The following is a 17,072-nucleotide window of genomic DNA, read 5'->3' on the forward strand; positions in this document are numbered from 1 at the left end:
AGTGCGTAAGCAATAGCTTAGGGCGGCCGGGGCGGGAGGGGGACGGCCGTGCAGCGGTCAGCCCTTCTCCAGGTACTCCTCCCGGTCCTTGTCGAGGAGCGCGTCGAGAGCGGTGCGCAGCTCGGGGTGGGAGGTGAGGTCGGGGTCGGCGAGGACGAGGGCGGTGGCCTCCTCGCGGGCGGCGGTGATGACCTCCTCGTCCTCGATGACGGCGAGCATGCGCAGCGAGGAGCGGACGCCGGACTGGGCCTGGCCGAGGACGTCGCCCTCGCGGCGCTGTTCGAGGTCGATACGGGAGAGCTCGAAGCCGTCGAGGGTGGAGGCGACCGCGTTCAGGCGCTGGCGGGCGGGGCTGGCCTCGGGCATCTCGGTGACGAGCAGGCACAGGCCGGCGGCGGAGCCGCGGCCGACGCGGCCGCGCAGCTGGTGGAGCTGGGAGACGCCGAAGCGGTCGGCGTCCATGATCACCATGGCGGTGGCGTTGGGCACGTTGACGCCGACCTCGATGACGGTGGTGGCGACCAGCACGTCGGCCTCGCCGGCGGCGAAGCGGCGCATGACGTCGTCCTTGTCGTCGGGGTGCATCCGGCCGTGCAGCACCTCGACGCGCAGCCCGGCGAGCGGACCGGCCCGCAGCTGCTCGGCGACGTCGAGGACGGCGAGCGGCGGGCGCTTCTCGGCCTCGTCCTCGGGGCTCGCCTTCTTCTTGGCCTTCTGGTCCTCCTCGTCCCCGATGCGCGGACACACCACGTACCCCTGGTGGCCGGCCTCGACCTCCTCGCGGACCCGCTCCCAGGCGCGGGCGAGGAAGTGCGGCTTGTCGGCGGCCGGGACGACATGGCTGGCGATCGGGGACCGGCCGGCCGGCAGCTGGTCGAGGACGGAGGTCTCCAGGTCGCCGAAGACGGTCATCGCGACCGTACGGGGAATGGGCGTGGCCGTCATGACCAGCAGGTGCGGCGGTTGCTTGCCCTTGCCGCGCAGGGCGTCGCGCTGCTCGACGCCGAAGCGGTGCTGCTCGTCGACGACGACCAGACCGAGGTCGTGGAACTGCACCTTGTCCTCGATCAGCGCGTGCGTGCCGATGACGATCCCGGCCTCGCCGGTCACCAGGTCGAGCAGCGCCTGGCGCCGTGCGGCGGCGCCCATGGATCCGGTGAGCAGCACCACCTTGGTGGCGTGCTCCGCCCCGCCCAGCATCCCGCCCTCGGCGAGCTCGCCCATCATCTCGGTGACCGACCGGTGGTGCTGCTGGGCGAGCACCTCGGTGGGCGCGAGCATGGCGGCCTGTCCCCCGGCGTCGACGACGGCGAGCATGGCGCGCAGGGCCACCATGGTGTTGTGCGTCACGGTGAAGTGGTCCGTGACATACGCGTGATCGGGGTGCGCGACGCTGATGCACTGAACCGGCTTGCGCCCCACATACTCGACTGCCCTGATTCCGCGCCGGAACGTGTTGTCCTTCGGCCGGGTGGGCATGCGACGCGCCTTCCGAGCGAGTCTGAAGGGGATGTACTCGTCGGGCAGCGCGATCGAGACGTTGAACGCTGCCTTCTTCGTCAGCAAGCGAGCCCGACCGCCCAGCGACCGCACCAGCCATGCCACGTCCTCGGCCAATTGCCGGGAGGCAGAGCAGAAGGACACGCTCAGCCCTTGGGCGTCCACGGTCCCGTCCGTGTCCATGAGCCCCTGCAGCACGGCGAGACGGTTCTTGACCGAGGTGTTCTTGAATTCCCCGGGCAGGAACGTGTCGTGAGACGTGGCGCCCCACAGGCCGAAAGCACGCAAGACGCCGACCACGGGATTCCGCCGTGTCCCGCCCTCGGGGCCCCGGAGGCCGATGGTGTAGTCACAGCGAGAGCCAGGGACCCGTGTGACCGTGCACTCCGGTTCGAGGACCGTTCGTACAGCGGTCAGAATCTCCTCGTCGGCGGTCGACAAGAGGAGGTCGTGCCGGAAGGACCCGTCACCCAGGAGCAGCCCGAACACGTAAGGGTCGAGCGGCGGTGACGTGCCGTCCGCCAGGTCTACCGGCGTGGCTGCCGGGATATGCCACTTCGACGAGCCGTCGGCCTTGAACGTGTCCTCTCGGATCTCGCGAGTGGTCATCACCTTCGGTTCCTGACCCCTGTCCCAGGCACTGCTCGTTCCGACGATCCACAGATGCTCGTCGTCGCACTCGACAGACGTGCCGTCGGACAGCACCAGGCGCCATACATCCCGCTCGCCCTGCGGGAAGACTCCGTCGACCAGAGCGATGTCGCCCGTAGGCACCACGACCGGGTCACCCACGGTGATCTCGCCCATCGGCCTGAAGCCTTCGGGAGTCAGCACGAGCGAGTCGAGAGGCTGAGCCTTCCCGGAACCGACCTCGCCCTGGAGGAGGCGGTGCATGGGGTGCTCGGTGGCGAGGTCGTCGAAGATCTCCTTGGAGACCTTCTGCTGTCCTTCGGTGAGGGTGAAGGGGAGCTTGGCGTCGAAGGCGTCGAGCAGCCCGTCCTCCGCCGGCCGGCGGGCGACGGCGGGGAGCTGGGTGTCGGCGTGCCGGCGGCGGGCGAGGGCGACCTGGAGGACGAAGGCCTCGTCCCACTTGAGGCGGTCGCGGGCGTCGGCGATCTCGGCCTTGGTGCGGGGGCGGTGGATCTTGGCGAGGGCGTCGGCCAGGTCGGTGAGTCCGCGGCCCTCGCGCAGGGCCGGCGGCAGCGGGTCGACGAGGCCCTCCCAGGCGGTGGCCGCCATGGAGTCGAGCGCGATGGCGACGGACTGCTCGATGGTCCAGGACTCCAGCTGCTTGCAGGCCGGGTAGATGGGCAGCAGCTCGCTCGCGAAGGCCTTGACGGTCTCGGTGCTGCTGTCGGCGTCGAGGAGCTTGTACTCGGGGTGGGCGAGCTGGAGGCGCCGGTTGAAGACGCCGACCTTGCCGGCGAACATGGCCCGCCGTCCGGGCAGCAGCTCCTTCTGGTGGAAGTGGACCGTGCGGCCGAAGAACACCAGCTGCATCCGGCCGCTGCCGTCGGTGATGGTGACCTCCAGGCGCTGGCCCTTGCCGCGCCCGCCCTTGTTGAAGGTGTGCACGCGCGCGTCGGCGACCTGGGCGACCACCGTGACGTGCTCGTCCAGCGGCAGGTCGGCGAGCGCGGTCAGCTCGCCGCGCTCCGCGTACCGCCGGGGGTAGTGGTGGAGCAGGTCGCCGACCGTGTGCAGGTCCATGTGCTCGGCCATCACCTTGGCGGTGGCGGCGCCGAGCAGCTTCTTCAGTGGTTCGTCGAGCGCAGGCACGCGATCCATTGCACACCACGGCACCGACAGACGTCGCGCAGGCCGGGCGGACCAGCCGGTCGTGTGGGTCCGCCCGTGGGCCGTCGGCTCCTGCGAACGGCGCGCACGGCAGGGCGATTTCCGCACCGTCGAGCCGCCACCGGGCGGCGGGGGACTACTCCACGCCGATCAGCAGCGGCGCGGTCCCCTCGCCCGCCTGGTACGTCGTCGTGTCGACCGCCAGGTAGGTGGCACGGACGTGGGATTCCAGGGTGGGGGCGAGGCTTTCGGGGGTGTCGGCGGCGACCACGAGGGTGACGAGTTCGCCGCCGGCGGAGAGCATGCGGTCGAGGACCGTACGGGCCGTGGCCGTGAGGTCCTGGCCGATGACGGCGACGTCGCCCTCGATGAGGCCCAGCACGTCGCCGGCCTGGCAGACGCCCGCGGAGGTGAAGGACTGGCGTTCGGCGACGGCGAGTTCGGCGTAGCGGGTGGCGCCGGCCGCCGCCGTCATGGCGACGACGTCCTCGTCGAAGCGGCGGTCCGGTTCGTGGACGGCGAGGGCGGCGATGCCCTGGACGGCGGCGCGGGTCGGGATGAGGGCGACCCTGATGCCCTCCGCGCGGGCCTGCTCGGCGGCCGCCGCGGCGACCTGGCGCAGGTCGCCGTCGTTGGGCAGCAGGACGATCTCGCGCGCGTGGGCCCGGTGGATCGCCTCGGCCAGTTCCGTGACGGACGGCGGCTCCCCGGGCCGGGCCAGGAGCGTGGTCGCGCCGGCCTCGGCGCACAGCCCGGCCAGGCCCTCGCCGGGCAGCACGGCGACGACCGCCCGCTCGGCCGGCTCGCCGCGCACCTCGAAGTGGGTGATGCCGATCCGGTACGGGCGGCCCGCCTCCACGCCCGCCTCGACGGCCGCGCCGGCGTCGTCGACGTGGACGTGGACGTTCCACAGGCCGTCGCCGCCGACGACCACCAGGGACTCCCCCAGCTCGTCCAGGCGGGCCCGGAGGCGTTCCACGGCCGCGTCCTCGGCCTCCAGGAGGTAGATGACCTCGTACGCGGGGCCGGCCGGTCCGCCCTCGCAGTCCACGGGGGCCGGGAGCGGGCGGTGCACCGGCTGCGCGGGGCGTACGGGCCGCTCGCCGGTCAGGGTCTCCACGAGCGCGCCCAGGACCGTCACCAGACCGCGTCCTCCGGCGTCCACGACCCCGGCGCGGCGGAGCACGTCCAGTTGGCCGGGGGTCCGCTCCAGGGCGGTCCTGGCCCCCTCGTAGGCCGCTGTCGCCACCGTGACGAGGTCGCCGCCCTCCGCGCAGGCGCCGGCCGCGGCGTCGGCGACGGTGAGGAGGGTGCCCTCGACGGGGTGGGCGACGGCCTGCCGGGCCGCCTCGGCGGCGCTCGCGAACGCGCGGGCGAGGTGATCACCGTCACACCCGCCGGCGAGGACCGCGGCCGTGCCGCGCAGCAGCTGGGAGAGGATCGTCCCGGAGTTGCCCCGGGCGCCGACCAGCGCGCCGTGCGCCATGGCCCGTATGACCTCGGCCGCCTCGGGCGCCGCCCCGGGCCGCTCGGCGAAGGCCTCGTCCACCGCGCGTGCCGCGGCCTCCAGCGTCAGGTAGAGGTTGGTGCCCGTGTCCCCGTCCGCGACGGGATAGACGTTGATGGCGTCGATCTCCTCGCGCTCCCTGCCGAGCGCCGCCAGCGCCCCTGCGCACCAGGATCGGACCGCCTCGGCGTCGAGGGTCTGCGGAGCTCGCGGCAACGGGTGGTCCTCCTGTGCGCTGCGGTGGGTTCACCGCAGGGTAGACCCGCGCCCGGCCGGTGCCCGGGGCGGGGGCCGTGCGGACCGTGGTAGTTTCGTTCCACGGGAGCAGCCGTTGTATGCTGCTTCGGTTGCCCGGCACACGTCGGGCCATTCCCCGGCAAGCCACTTCAGATCCCTGATCCGATTCCGGTGCGCCGGTTTCACTGTAAATCTGAAGTCTTTGGAGTGACCCGTGGCTGCCAACTGCGACGTCTGCGGCAAGGGGCCGGGCTTCGGCAACAACATTTCGCACTCGCACCGCCGTACGTCTCGTCGCTGGAACCCGAACATCCAGCGTGTGCGTGCCGTGGTCGGTCGGACGCCGAAGCGGCTCAACGTCTGCACCTCGTGCATCAAGGCCGGCAAGGTCTCGCGCTAATTGGTGCTACCCCCGCGGAAGCGGGGAAAGCCCCGCCGACGTCTCGTCGTAGCGCAGCCCCTGCGGTTGCCTTGAAGGCCGGTTCACCTCGGTGAACCGGCCTTTTGCCATGCCTGGGGCCATGTAACGGGGTTCTCCGGCCCGGCCCCGGCCGGGCAGCGCCGGGCCAGGCCAGGGCTAGGAGCGGAAGCGCCACGCGTGGTCCACCGGGCCGATGCCCCCGCCCAGCGCGAAGCCCGCCGCGATCGCGCCCGTCACGTACGCCTTCGCCTCCCGTACCGCCTCCGGCACCGGCAGGCCCTTCGCCAGGCCCGACGCGACCGCCGAGGCGAGCGTGCAGCCCGTGCCGTGCGTGTGCCGGTTGTCGTACCGGGGGGCGTACAGCCAGTGCTCCTCCGTGCCGTCGGTGAGCAGGTCCACGGCCTCCGCCGCTCCTCCGGGAAGGTGGCCGCCCTTGATCAGCGCCCAGCGCGGCCCGTACGCGAGGATCGCCTCGGCCGCCCGGCACATCCCGGCCTCGTCCTCGACGACGACGCCCGTCAGCTGCGTCACCTCGTCCAGGTTGGGCGTGGCGACGGTCGCGACGGGCAGCAGCTTCGCGCGTACGGAGTCCAGCGCGGACGCGGCGAGCAGGGGGTCGCCGTGCTTGGAGACGCCCACCGGGTCGACGACCACGGGGGCGTCCGTGCCGGCGAGGAGCTCCGCCACGGTCTCCACGAGCGCCGCGCTCGCCAGCATGCCCGTCTTGACCGCCCGGACGCCGATGTCGTCCACGACGGCCCGGTACTGGGCCCGTACGGCCTCCCCGGGCAGCTCCCAGGCGCCTTGGACGCCGAGGGAGTTCTGGGCCGTCACGGCGGTGATCACGCTCATGCCGTGGACGCCGAGCGCGAGCATCGTCTTGAGGTCGGCCTGGATGCCGGCGCCGCCGCCGGAGTCGGATCCGGCGACGGTGAGGACGAGGGGCGGCGGGGAGGTCACTCGGTCCCGCCGAAGTGGTCCCAGCCGCCCACGCTGTGCCAGGGCGCGCCGTCGACGGTGACCTGGGGCAGCGCGGAGGGGTTGAGGACCTCGCCGATGACCTTCCAGCGGGCGGGCAGCTTCACGTCCGGCGGGAACGTGGCGACGATCGCGTGGTCCTCTCCCCCGGTGAGCACCCACTGCAGCGGGTCGACGCCGACGGCCTGGCCGATGTCGTTCATCTGGGTCGGGATGTCGATGAGGCCGGAGCGCAGGTCGATGCGGACCTTGCTGGCCTCGGCGATGTGGCCGAGGTCGGCGATCAGGCCGTCGCTGACGTCGCACATGGCGGTGGCGCCGAGCCCGGCGGCCGCGGGGCCCGCGTGGTACGGGGGCTCGGGGCGGCGGTGGGCCTCGACGAAGGCGCGCGGGGAACGGAAGCCGCGGGAGAGCACCGCGTAACCGGCGGCCGACCAGCCGAGCCAGCCGGTGTAGGCGACGACGTCGCCGGGCTGGGCTCCGCCGCGGGTGACCGGGTCGTGGTTGCGCAGGTCGCCGAGCGCGGTGATGGAGACCATGATCGTGTCGCCGCGGACGACGTCGCCGCCGACCACCGCGGCGCCCGCGACCTGACATTCGTCGCGCAATCCGTCCATCATTTCCGTGGGCCAGGTGACCGGCAGTTCGGCGGGGACGACCAGGCCGAGCAGCAGCGCGGTGGGGACGGCGCCCATGGCGGCGATGTCGGCGAGGTTCTGCGCCGCGGCCTTGCGGCCGACGTCGTAGGCCGTCGACCAGTCGCGGCGGAAGTGGCGCCCCTCGAGCAGGATGTCCGTGCTGGCCACCACCCGCCGGTCGGGGGCGGAGACCACGGCGGCGTCGTCGCCGGGCCCGATCCGCACCGCGGGGGTGGAGGTGAGCCGGGAGGTGAGCTCCCTGATGAGCCCGAACTCGCCGAGCTCTCCGACTGTGCCCTTCACCGCGTGTCACCTCGTGTCGTCGTGCCGGCCGCCGCGCCGCTCCGCTGCTCCTCGCCGTGCGGGTCGCGGGCCGTCACCGTGCCGGATACCGTCAAGTAGACCGTCAACTTCTCATCTGTGTACGCCACACCGCGGGCGCCTCCGAGCTCGGAGGTCTCCCCGCGGCCCGCGGCGACGCGGTACCGTGGCGTCTCTTTCTCCCACAAGATCCTCGTGGCCGCCCTGGAGGTTCCGTGGTACAGGCGTACATCCTTATTCAGACCGAGGTGGGCAAGGCGTCGACCGTCGCCGAGACCATCGCCAAGATCAATGGAGTGATCCAGGCAGAGGACGTGACCGGTCCCTACGACGTCATCGTCAGAGCCGAGGCAGACACCGTGGACGCGCTGGGCCGCATGGTGGTCGCCAGGGTCCAGCAAGTGGAAGGCATCACGCGCACCCTCACCTGCCCGGTCGTGCATCTCTAGCCCCCGTCTACCCTTGGCCGGTGAAGTCTTCCCACCGGCCCTTCGGCCTGCCCGCATCCGCCGCAGCGGCCACCGTGCTGCTGCTGGCCGTGGCGGGCTGTTCCACCGCGGACGCGAAGGCGTCGGTCCCGGTTCCCAGTCCTCCGGCGACCGAGGCCGCCTTCTGCCGCGCCCTCGCGAAGGAGCTGCCCGGCACCGTGGCGGGTCTGGCGCGGACCGGCACCGAGCCGGAGTCCGAACTGACCGCCGCGTGGGGGGATGCGGCGATCGTACTGCGCTGCGGCGTCCCCCGGCCCGAAAAGATGAACGATCCGCAGGCGCACGCGGTCGAGGCGAACGGCGTGAACTGGCTCTACGAGCCGCGCGCGGGCGACGGACCCCGCTTCACGACGACGTACCGCAAGGCGTACGTCGAGGTGTCGCTGGACGAGCGGTACGCGCATGACGTCGGCCCGCTCGCGGATCTCGCCGCCCCCGTGCAGAAGGCGGTCCCCCCGAGCCTGTGACCCGGGGGGGGTGCCTCGCTAGCGCAGGCCCGTGGAGCGGTTCAGCGCGGCCTGGATCAGCCGGTCGACGAGCTCCGGGTAGCTGACGCCGCTCTCCTGCCACATGCGCGGGTACATGGAGATGGGCGTGAAGCCGGGCATGGTGTTGATCTCGTTGATGACGAACTCGCCGTCCTCGGTGAGGAAGAAGTCGGCGCGCACCAGGCCCTCGCAGGACACGGACTCGTAGGCCAGCACGGCGAGGCGCTGGATCTCGGCGGTGGCCTCGTGGCCGATGGGGGCGGGGACGATGCCGGAGGCGGAGTCGATGTACTTGGCCTCGAAGTCGTAGAAGTCGTGGTTCGTGACCGGCGGGATCTCGGCGGGCACGCTGGCGCGCGGGCCGTCCTCGAACTCCAGGACGCCGCACTCGATCTCCCGGCCGCGGACCAGTGCCTCGACGATGATCTTCGGGTCGAAGCGGCGGGCCTCCTCGATCGCCTCGTCGAGGCCGGAGAGGTCGTCGACCTTGGTGATGCCGACGGACGAGCCGCCGCGGGCCGGCTTCACGAAGAGCGGCCAGCCGTGGTCGGCGGCGAACTCCACGATCTTCTTGCGGGCCGCGGCCGGATTCTGCTCCCACTCGCGGGGGCGGACCACGACGTACGGGCCGACCGGCAGGCCGAAGGAGACGAAGACGCGCTTCATGTACTCCTTGTCCTGGCCGACGGCGGAGGCGAGGACGCCCGCGCCGACGTACGGGATGCCGGAGAGCTCCAGGAGGCCCTGGAGGGTGCCGTCCTCGCCGTAGGGGCCGTGCAGCATGGGGAAGACGACGTCGACCTCGCCGAGGGCCTGCGGCAGGGAGCCGGGCTCGCTGAGGACGACCTCGCGGCTGGCCGGGTCGACGGGCAGGATCACGCCGCCGGTCTCGGACTCGGCGAGCTGGGCGACGTCCGGAAGGGCGCGGTCGGCGATGGCCATCCGCTCGGGGGCGTCGGCGGTCAGCGCCCAGCGCCCCTCCCGGGTGATGCCGATCGGCAGCACGTCGTACTTGTCCCGGTCGATGGCGTTGAGGACGGCACCGGCGGTGACGACGGAGATGGCGTGCTCGGAGCTGCGTCCGCCGAAGACGACGGCGACGCGCGGCTTGCGGGGGCTCTGGGTGTTCTCGCTCATATCGCGATGAGGGTACCTTGCGGCGTCCGAACTGCTGAGCGCCCCGCGTGTGCCGCGCGCGTCCGGCTCAGCGCCGCGTCACCTGCGTTCCGCCTTCGCCGAGCGCGACATGAGCTCCTTGAGGGCGACGACCGGCGGCTTGCCCTCGTGGACGATCGAGACGACGGTCTCGGTGATGGGCATGTCGACGCCGTGCCGGCGGGCCAGATCGAGCACGGACTCGCAGGACTTGACGCCCTCGGCGGTCTGCTTGGTGGCCGCGATCGTCTCCTGGAGGGTCATCCCGCGGCCCAGGTTGGTGCCGAAGGTGTGGTTCCGGGAGAGCGGCGAGGAGCAGGTGGCGACCAGGTCGCCGAGGCCCGCGAGGCCGGAGAAGGTCAGCGGGTCGGCACCCATGGCGAGGCCGAGCCGGGTGGTCTCGGCGAGGCCCCGGGTGATGAGGGTGGCCTTCGAGTTGTCGCCGAGCCCCATGCCGTCGGCGATGCCGACGGCGAGCCCGATGACGTTCTTGACCGCGCCGCCGAGTTCGCAGCCGACCACGTCGGTGTTGGTGTACGGACGGAAGTACGGGGTCATGCAGGCGGACTGGAGCCGCTGGGCGACCGTCTCGTCGGCGCAGGCGACGACGGCGGCGGCGGGCTGCCGGGCGGCGATCTCCTTGGCCAGGTTGGGGCCGGTGAGGACGGCGACGCGTCCGGCCGGCACGTCCGCGACCTCGGTGATCACCTCGCTCATGCGCTTGGCGGTGCCGAGTTCGATGCCCTTCATCAGGGACACGAGGACGGTGCCGGGGGCGAGCTCCGGCGCCCACGCGGCGAGGTTCTCGCGCAGGGTCTGGGAGGGCACGACGAGGACGGTGAAGTCGGCGTCGCGGGCGGCCTCGGCCGGGTCGGCGGTGGCCGTGATGCCCTTGGGGAGTTCGACGCCGGGCAGGTAGTCCGGGTTGGCCCCGGTGCGGTTGATCGTCTCGGCGAGTTCGGCGCGGCGGCCCCACAGGCTCACCTCGCAGCCCGCGTCGGCGAGCACCATCGCGAAGGCGGTGCCCCAGGATCCGTTGCCGAAGACGGCTGCCTTGGTCACTTCTTGCCTTCCTCCGCGGCCTTGCGGCGCTGTTCCTGCCGGGCCTTCCGATGGTCGTAGGGCTCGTCCGGGGCCTTCTCCCCCCGGACCTCCTCCAGGATCCGGGTGATGGCCGCCATGATCTCCTCGGTGGCCTGGCGCAGCACGTCGGGCGTGGGCTCGACGTCGTAGAACCGGGAGAGGTCGACCGGCGGACCGGCCTGCACGATCAGGGTCTTGCGGGGCCGGAGCTGAAGCTTGTTCTCCTTGGCGTACGGCGGCATCGCGAGGTTGGCGCCCCACTGGGCGACCGGGATGACGGGCGCCTTGGTGAGCAGGGCGACGCGGGCGGCGCCGGTCTTGCCGGCCATGGGCCACATGTCGGGGTCGCGGGTGAGGGTGCCCTCGGGGTAGAAGGCGACGCACTCGCCGCGCTCGATCGCGTCGACGGCGGACCGGAAGGCGTCCAGGGCGTTGGTGGTCTCGCGGTAGACGGGGATCTGACCGGTGTTGCGGAGCATGGTGCCGACGAAGCCGCCCTTGAAGAGGGCGGCCTTGGCGAGGAAGCGGGGTACGCGCCCGGTGTTGTACTGGTAGTGCGCGTAGGACAGCGGGTCCAGGTACGAGTTGTGGTTCACCGCGGTGATGAAGCCGCCTTCGGCCGGGATGTGCTCCGTTCCGCGCCAGTCCCGCTTGAACAGCACCACCAGCGGGGGTTTGGCGATGACCGCTGCCAGGCGGTACCAGAAGCCGATTCTGCGGCGGGACACTCGGACACCTTTCTCCGGACGGGTTCGCAGGGGGTCAAGTGTCGCCTCCTGCTCCTGGCCTGTCGAGGACACCGTACGCCCCGGGGCTCGGGCGGATCGCGCGGGCGGGACAGAATGGGGCGCGATGACGAGCTACGCCGACGACACGGCGGCCGAGTACGTGGCCGACACCGCCCACGACGACTGGTCCCTGGTCGTCCCCCTGAAGCCGCTGGCGCGGGCGAAGAGCAGGCTGGGCCCCGCGGTGGGCGGCCTGCTGCGGGGGCGGTTGGCGCTCGCCTTCGCCGAGGACACCGTGGCGGCGGCGCTGGCCTGCCCGGACGTGCGGGATGTGGCGGTCGTCACGGACGATCCGGCCGCGGCGGCCGCGCTGGCGGCCCTGGGGGCGCGGATCGTGCCGGACCTGCCCGGCGCGGGCCTCAACGAGGCCCTCGCGCACGGGGCCCGCACGGTGCGGGCGCTGCGCCCCGGGGCACGGGTGGCGGCACTCAACGCGGACCTGCCGGCGCTCCGGCCGGCCGAGCTGGCTCGGGTGCTGCGGGTGGCGGGGCAATTTCCGCGGGCTTTTCTCGCGGATGCCGCCGAAATAGGTACGACATTCCTCTCGGCCGGTCCGCGGATGGAATTGGAACCGGCTTTCGGAGGGGCTTCACGACGTCGGCATTTGTCCTCGGGGGCGGTGGAAATCCGACTGCCGGGGGTGGATTCCGTGCGTCGGGACGTGGACACCGGCGAGGATCTGGCGGCCGCGGTGGCGCTGGGCGTGGGGCCGCGGACGGCGGCCCGCTGGGTGCCCGCGGCCGGATAGGCTGCCGGTCATGCAGGCGACCGCGTACACGTACGACTCCGACACCCGCAGCGGCAGTGTGCTGCTCGACGACGGCACCCCGGTGGAGTTCGGGGCCGAGGCCTTCGAGGCGGGCGGGCTGCGGCTGCTGCGGCCGGGGCAGCGGGTGCGGATCGAGACGGAGGGCGAGGGGGCCGCCCTGCGGATCACGCTGGTGACGCTGCAGACCTTCTAGGGACGCGCCGGAACAGCCCGGAACGCGCCGCGGGCCGGGCTCCCCAGGGGGGAGCCCGGCCCGGCGTGTGAGCACCTGCCGCCGCGAGTCCTACTTCTTCGCGGCGGTCTTCTTCGCGGTGGTCTTGCGCGCCGTCGTCTTCTTGGCGGGCGCCTTCTTCGCGGTGGCCTTCTTCGCCGGCGCGGTCTTCTTGGCCGTGGCCTTCTTGGCGGCGGCCGTGGTGGTCTTCTTGGCCGGGGTGGCCTTCTTCGCCGCCGCGGTGGTCTTCTTGGCGGCGGTGGTGGTCTTCTTCGCCGCCGCGGTGGTCTTCTTGGCGGCGGCCGTGGTGGTCTTCTTCGCCACGGTCTTCTTGGCCGGGGTCGCCTTCTTGGCGGCGGCCTTCTTGGCGGTGGTGGCCTTCTTGGCGGCGGCCTTCTTGACGGTCGCGGAGGCGCCGCCGGTGAGGCTGCCCTTCGGGGCCTTCTTGACGGAGACCTCGCCGCCCTTGGGGAGCTTCTTGGAGCCGCTGACCAGGTCCTTGAAGCCCTGACCCGCACGGAAGCGCGGAACCGAGGTCTTCTTGACCCGCACGCGCTCACCCGTCTGCGGGTTACGGGCGTAGCGAGCGGGACGGTCGACCTTCTCGAACGACCCGAAGCCGGTGACCGAGACCCGGTCCCCGCCGACCACGGCGCGCACGATGGCGTCGAGCACGTGGTCGACGGCGTCGGCGGCCTGCTGGCGACCGCCCATCTTGTCGGCAATCGCTTCTACGAGCTGCGCCTTGTTCACGTCTTCCCCTTCGGAGACATTGCCGGAACGAAAGTGTTCAAGCTTTTTCGCACGTTAGGCATGTATATACCGCAAATCAAACACGAAACGGGCTAATCACCCTAGTGCCGCAACGCGGAAGTCCCGTTGCGGAGTTCCTGGTGTCAGTCGTCTTCAGGGAATCGGCCCTCGTCGAGGTCCTTCATCAACCGGTCCAGACGCGTTGCCGCGTCCGAGAGATCGTGCTTCGCCGCGGCCGTCACGACCAGCAGCTTCCGGGACAGCGCCATCCTTACGCCCTCCGGGACTTGCAGTTCGCGCACCCTTCTGTGCGCTTCCTTCAATCGGGCGGCGACTGCCTCGTAGAGCTCGAGTTGGCTGTCGCGTTCCATGCACCGATTGTGCCATCTAGGGCGAGTTGTCGCCCGACGGGGTCTCAACAAGCGACTGCGCCCCCCACCGGACGGTGGGGGGCGCAGTACTGGAAAAGCGCTGCTCAGGCCGTAATTGTACGGGGCTTGAAGGCCGGCCGACCGGCCTCGTAGGCGGCGATGTCCGCTTCGTTCTGAAGGGTGAGGCTGATGTCGTCCAGACCGTTCAGGAGACGCCAGCGGGCGTTCTCGTCGAGCTCGAAGTCGGCGTCGATCCCGGGCGCGAGGACCTTGCGGGCCTCCAGGTCGACGGTGACCTCGGCGGTCGGGTCGGCCTCGGTGAGCTCCCACAGGGCGTCGACGGTCTCCTGCGGCAGGACGACGGTCAGCAGCCCGTTCTTCAGCGAGTTGCCGCGGAAGATGTCGGCGAAGCGGGAGGAGATCACGGCCTTGAAGCCGTAGTTCTGCAGCGCCCAGACGGCGTGCTCACGGGAGGAGCCGGTGCCGAAGTCGGGGCCGGCGACCAGGACCGTGGCGCCCTGCCGCTCGGGGCGGTTGAGGACGAACTGCTCGTCCTTGCGCCAGGCCTCGAACAGGCCGTCCTCGAAGCCGTCGCGGGTGACCTTCTTGAGCCAGTGCGCGGGGATGATCTGGTCGGTGTCGACGTTGCTGCGGCGCAGCGGAACGGCGCGGCCGGTGTGGGTGGTGAAAGCTTCCATGGTTCCTCAGACCCCCGCGGTGGTGGCGACGTCGGACAGATCGGCCGGGGAGGCCAGGTGGCCCAGGACGGCGGTGGCGGCGGCGACCTGGGGGGAGACCAGGTGGGTGCGGCCGCCCTTGCCCTGCCGGCCCTCGAAGTTGCGGTTGGAGGTGGACGCGGAGCGCTCACCGGGAGCCAGTTGGTCGGGGTTCATGCCCAGACACATCGAGCAGCCCGCGTGCCGCCACTCGGCGCCGGCCTCCTTGAAGACCTTGTCCAGGCCCTCCTCGACGGCCTGCAGGGCGACCCGGACGGAGCCGGGGACGACCAGCATGCGGACGCCGTCGGCGACCTTGCGGCCCTCCAGCAGGGAGGCCGCGTTGCGCAGGTCCTCGATGCGTCCGTTGGTGCAGGAGCCTACGAAGACGGTGTCGACCTTGATGTCGCGCAGCGGCTGTCCGGCGGTCAACCCCATGTACTCCAGGGCCTTTTCGGCGGCCAGGCGCTCCGAAGCGTCTTCGTACGAAGCCGGGTCGGGGACGTTCGCCGAAAGCGGGGCGCCCTGGCCGGGGTTGGTGCCCCAGGTGACGAACGGGGCCAGCTCGGCGGCGTCGATGACGACCTCGGCGTCGAAGACCGCGTCCTCGTCGGACTTCAGCGTCTTCCAGTACGCGACGGCGGCGTCCCAGTCCTCGCCCTTGGGGGCGTGGGCGCGGCCTTCGAGGTAGTCGAAGGTGGTCCGGTCGGGGGCGATCATGCCCGCGCGGGCGCCGGCCTCGATCGACATGTTGCAGATGGTCATCCGGGCCTCCATCGAGAGCTTCTCGATGGCGGAGCCGCGGTACTCCAGGACGTAGCCCTGACCGCCGCCGGTGCCGATCCTGGCGATGATCGCCAGGATCAGGTCCTTGGCCGTGACGTCCTCGGGCAGCTCGCCGTTCACCGTGATGGCCATGGTCTTCGGGCGGGCCATGGGCAGCGTCTGGGTGGCCAGGACGTGCTCGACCTGGCTGGTGCCGATGCCGAACGCCAGGCCGCCGAAGGCGCCGTGCGTGGAGGTGTGCGAGTCGCCGCAGACCACGGTCATGCCCGGCTGGGTCAGGCCCAGCTGCGGTCCCACGACGTGGACGACGCCCTGCTCGACGTCGCCCAGCGGATGCAGGCGGACGCCGAACTCGGCGCAGTTCTTGCGCAGGGTCTCCAACTGGGCGCGGGAGACCGGGTCGGCGATCGGCTTGTCGATGTCGAGGGTCGGGGTGTTGTGGTCCTCGGTCGCGATGGTGAGGTCGAGCCGCCGCACCTGCCGGCCGTTCTGCCGGAGACCGTCGAAGGCCTGGGGGCTGGTCACCTCGTGCAGCAGGTGCAGATCGATGAAGAGGAGGTCGGGCTCGCCTTCGGCGCGCCGGACGACGTGGTCGTCCCAGACCTTCTCCGCGAGTGTCCTACCCATCGCTTTCCCTCCGGCCGGCGGCTGCGCCGGCACCACTAGAGACCCGTTTGGCGGGCCGTTGTGCGGCCGCACCACCAGAGTGACAAGTTCCTGGGAAAATTGAACTTGCGTTTCACAGAGTGAGACGCGAATATCGTTGCATGGACAACTCTAGCGGCGTAGGCGTTCTCGACAAGGCAGCCCTTGTCCTGAGCGCCCTGGAGTCCGGTCCGGCCACCCTCGCAGGTCTGGTCGCGGCGACGGGACTCGCACGACCCACGGCACACCGACTGGCCGTGGCTTTGGAACACCACCGGATGGTGGCCCGCGACATGCAGGGCCGGTTCATCCTCGGACCGCGGCTTGCCGAGCTCGCCGCCGCGGCCGGCGAGGACCGCCTGCTCGCGACCGCCGGGCCGGTGCTGACGCATCTGCGCGACGTGACGGGCGAGAGCGCCCAGCTGTACCGGCGCCAGGGCGACATGCGCATCTGCGTGGCGGCGGCCGAGCGGCTGTCCGGACTTCGGGACACGGTCCCGGTCGGCTCCACGCTGACCATGAAGGCCGGCTCGTCCGCGCAGATCCTCATGGCCTGGGAGGAGCCCGAGCGGCTGCACCGCGGCCTTCAGGGCGCCCGCTTCACGGCGACGGCCCTGTCGGGCGTACGACGCCGCGGCTGGGCCCAGTCGATCGGCGAGCGGGAGCCGGGCGTCGCGTCCGTCTCCGCGCCCGTACGCGGCCCCTCGAACCGCGTGGTGGCCGCCGTGTCGGTCTCGGGCCCGATCGAGCGCCTGACCCGCCACCCGGGCCGCATGCACGCCCAGGCGGTCATCGACGCGGCCGCCCGCCTGTCCGAGGCCCTCCGCCGCAACGGCTGACCCCGCCCTTTCCCTCTTCACCTGTCGGTCTCCCGGCCCACCGCTCCAACGCCGCAGCGGTGGGCCGGAGTTGTGTCCCGAAGTCGTGTTCCCGCGCACATCGTGAACGAGAACAGCGAAGAAGCCCTCCCCCGAAGGGAAGGGCTTCTTCGTTTTGTACCCCCGACCGGATTCGAACCGGCGCTACCGCCTTGAGAGGGCGGCGTGCTAGGCCGCTACACAACGGGGGCAAGATCTCAAAAGATCCGCTGGCCTACCTGGACTCGAACCAAGACTAACTGAACCAGAATCAGTCGTGCTGCCAATTACACCATAGGCCACTGGTGGTTTAGACCAGTTAGTACCCCCGACCGGATTCGAACCGGCGCTACCGCCTTGAGAGGGCGGCGTGCTAGGCCGCTACACAACGGGGGCCCTAGCGATCCTGCATCGGGTTCACCGGGAGCTACCCAAGTGATCCCGCGGGAAGGATCTGTACCCCCGACCGGATTCGAACCGGCGCTACCGCCTTGAGAGGGCGGCGTGCTAGGCCGCTACACAACGGGGGCTTTGTGGATGCCATCCACGGTTTGCAGATGAGC

17 protein-coding genes and 4 tRNA genes are annotated in these 17,072 nt (G+C 71.4%); 6 read left to right on the top strand and 15 right to left on the bottom strand.

Annotated elements, in window-relative coordinates; translation table 11 throughout:
* Nucleotides 1-57: 57 nt before the first annotated feature.
* Both AB0M16_RS31370 and AB0M16_RS31375 read right to left on the bottom strand, forming a co-directional pair.
* A complete protein-coding gene (locus tag AB0M16_RS31370; protein ID WP_365348975.1) occupies nt 58-3,288 on the bottom strand; it encodes a helicase-related protein in 3,231 nt (1,076 codons plus the stop codon).
* A gap of 145 nt (nt 3,289-3,433) precedes the next feature.
* Complete coding sequence (locus tag AB0M16_RS31375; protein WP_365348977.1) at nt 3,434-5,020, bottom strand: DAK2 domain-containing protein; 1,587 nt, start codon at nt 5,018-5,020, stop codon at nt 3,434-3,436.
* A gap of 235 nt (nt 5,021-5,255) precedes the next feature.
* Here AB0M16_RS31375 and rpmB point away from each other — a divergent pair, with 235 nt between their 5' ends.
* Nucleotides 5,256-5,441, top strand: coding sequence for a 50S ribosomal protein L28 (rpmB, locus tag AB0M16_RS31380; protein WP_003957616.1), 186 nt, complete (start codon nt 5,256-5,258; stop codon nt 5,439-5,441).
* A gap of 177 nt (nt 5,442-5,618) precedes the next feature.
* Here the strand turns inward: rpmB and thiD are convergent, their stop codons facing one another.
* Complete coding sequence (gene thiD, locus AB0M16_RS31385) at nt 5,619-6,422, bottom strand: bifunctional hydroxymethylpyrimidine kinase/phosphomethylpyrimidine kinase (RefSeq protein WP_365348979.1); 804 nt, start codon at nt 6,420-6,422, stop codon at nt 5,619-5,621.
* Entirely contained in the window at nt 6,419-7,381 is a 963-nt protein-coding gene (locus AB0M16_RS31390) for a thiamine-phosphate kinase (RefSeq protein WP_365348981.1), read from the bottom strand. The genes thiD and AB0M16_RS31390 overlap by 4 nt, the downstream gene beginning before the upstream one ends.
* A gap of 233 nt (nt 7,382-7,614) precedes the next feature.
* Here AB0M16_RS31390 and AB0M16_RS31395 point away from each other — a divergent pair, with 233 nt between their 5' ends.
* Nucleotides 7,615-7,848 carry an Lrp/AsnC ligand binding domain-containing protein gene (locus AB0M16_RS31395; protein ID WP_365348983.1) on the top strand — a complete coding sequence of 78 codons (234 nt, stop codon included), beginning with the start codon at nt 7,615-7,617 and terminating at the stop codon, nt 7,846-7,848.
* A 20-nt stretch (nt 7,849-7,868) separates the two neighbouring features.
* Nucleotides 7,869-8,354 (top strand): DUF3515 domain-containing protein, encoded by a 486-nt coding sequence (locus AB0M16_RS31400; protein ID WP_365348985.1) that lies wholly within the window; start codon nt 7,869-7,871, stop codon nt 8,352-8,354.
* Nucleotides 8,355-8,372: 18 nt separating this feature from the next.
* Here the strand turns inward: AB0M16_RS31400 and AB0M16_RS31405 are convergent, their stop codons facing one another.
* From AB0M16_RS31405 to AB0M16_RS31415, 3 genes are all read right to left on the bottom strand, one after another.
* Nucleotides 8,373-9,512: a D-alanine--D-alanine ligase family protein gene (locus AB0M16_RS31405; protein ID WP_365348987.1), complete on the bottom strand. Its 1,140-nt coding sequence runs from the start codon at nt 9,510-9,512 to the stop codon at nt 8,373-8,375.
* Between the two features lie 78 nt (nt 9,513-9,590).
* Entirely contained in the window at nt 9,591-10,592 is a 1,002-nt protein-coding gene (locus AB0M16_RS31410; protein ID WP_365348989.1) for an NAD(P)H-dependent glycerol-3-phosphate dehydrogenase, read from the bottom strand.
* On the bottom strand, nt 10,589-11,341 hold the full coding sequence (locus AB0M16_RS31415) for a lysophospholipid acyltransferase family protein (RefSeq protein WP_365348991.1): 753 nt from the start codon (nt 11,339-11,341) through the stop codon (nt 10,589-10,591). Before AB0M16_RS31415 ends, AB0M16_RS31410 begins: the two co-directional genes overlap by 4 nt.
* Nucleotides 11,342-11,465: 124 nt before the next feature.
* Between AB0M16_RS31415 and cofC the strand changes: the two genes are divergently transcribed.
* On the top strand, nt 11,466-12,149 hold the full coding sequence (gene cofC, locus AB0M16_RS31420) for a 2-phospho-L-lactate guanylyltransferase (RefSeq protein WP_365348993.1): 684 nt from the start codon (nt 11,466-11,468) through the stop codon (nt 12,147-12,149).
* Between the two features lie 10 nt (nt 12,150-12,159).
* The gene (locus AB0M16_RS31425; RefSeq protein ID WP_365348995.1) at nt 12,160-12,363 is read left to right on the top strand and encodes a hypothetical protein; all 204 of its coding nucleotides are present in this window, start codon (nt 12,160-12,162) and stop codon (nt 12,361-12,363) included.
* 90 nt (nt 12,364-12,453) lie between these two features.
* Here the strand turns inward: AB0M16_RS31425 and AB0M16_RS31430 are convergent, their stop codons facing one another.
* From AB0M16_RS31430 to leuC, 4 genes are all read right to left on the bottom strand, one after another.
* Nucleotides 12,454-13,134, bottom strand: coding sequence for an HU family DNA-binding protein (locus AB0M16_RS31430; protein ID WP_365348997.1), 681 nt, complete (start codon nt 13,132-13,134; stop codon nt 12,454-12,456).
* A gap of 143 nt (nt 13,135-13,277) precedes the next feature.
* Nucleotides 13,278-13,505, bottom strand: coding sequence for a hypothetical protein (locus AB0M16_RS31435; protein ID WP_365348999.1), 228 nt, complete (start codon nt 13,503-13,505; stop codon nt 13,278-13,280).
* 104 nt (nt 13,506-13,609) lie between these two features.
* Complete coding sequence (leuD, locus tag AB0M16_RS31440) at nt 13,610-14,203, bottom strand: 3-isopropylmalate dehydratase small subunit (RefSeq protein WP_365349001.1); 594 nt, start codon at nt 14,201-14,203, stop codon at nt 13,610-13,612.
* 6 nt (nt 14,204-14,209) lie between these two features.
* Nucleotides 14,210-15,634: a 3-isopropylmalate dehydratase large subunit gene (leuC, locus tag AB0M16_RS31445; protein ID WP_365349003.1), complete on the bottom strand. Its 1,425-nt coding sequence runs from the start codon at nt 15,632-15,634 to the stop codon at nt 14,210-14,212.
* A 140-nt stretch (nt 15,635-15,774) separates the two neighbouring features.
* Here leuC and ndgR point away from each other — a divergent pair, with 140 nt between their 5' ends.
* Nucleotides 15,775-16,491 carry an IclR family transcriptional regulator NdgR gene (ndgR, locus tag AB0M16_RS31450; RefSeq protein WP_005311436.1) on the top strand — a complete coding sequence of 239 codons (717 nt, stop codon included), beginning with the start codon at nt 15,775-15,777 and terminating at the stop codon, nt 16,489-16,491.
* 157 nt (nt 16,492-16,648) lie between these two features.
* Here ndgR and AB0M16_RS31455 read toward each other — a convergent pair.
* From AB0M16_RS31455 to AB0M16_RS31470, 4 genes are all read right to left on the bottom strand, one after another.
* Nucleotides 16,649-16,721, bottom strand: a tRNA-Glu gene (locus AB0M16_RS31455).
* 18 nt (nt 16,722-16,739) lie between these two features.
* Nucleotides 16,740-16,811: transfer RNA gene (locus AB0M16_RS31460), tRNA-Gln, on the bottom strand.
* A gap of 21 nt (nt 16,812-16,832) precedes the next feature.
* Nucleotides 16,833-16,905 (bottom strand) — tRNA-Glu (locus AB0M16_RS31465).
* Between the two features lie 61 nt (nt 16,906-16,966).
* Nucleotides 16,967-17,039: transfer RNA gene (locus AB0M16_RS31470), tRNA-Glu, on the bottom strand.
* Between the last annotated feature and the right edge of the window lie 33 nt (nt 17,040-17,072).

It is taken from the genome of Streptomyces sp. NPDC051921, assembly GCF_040680975.1.
Lineage (GTDB): Bacteria > Actinomycetota > Actinomycetes > Streptomycetales > Streptomycetaceae > Streptomyces.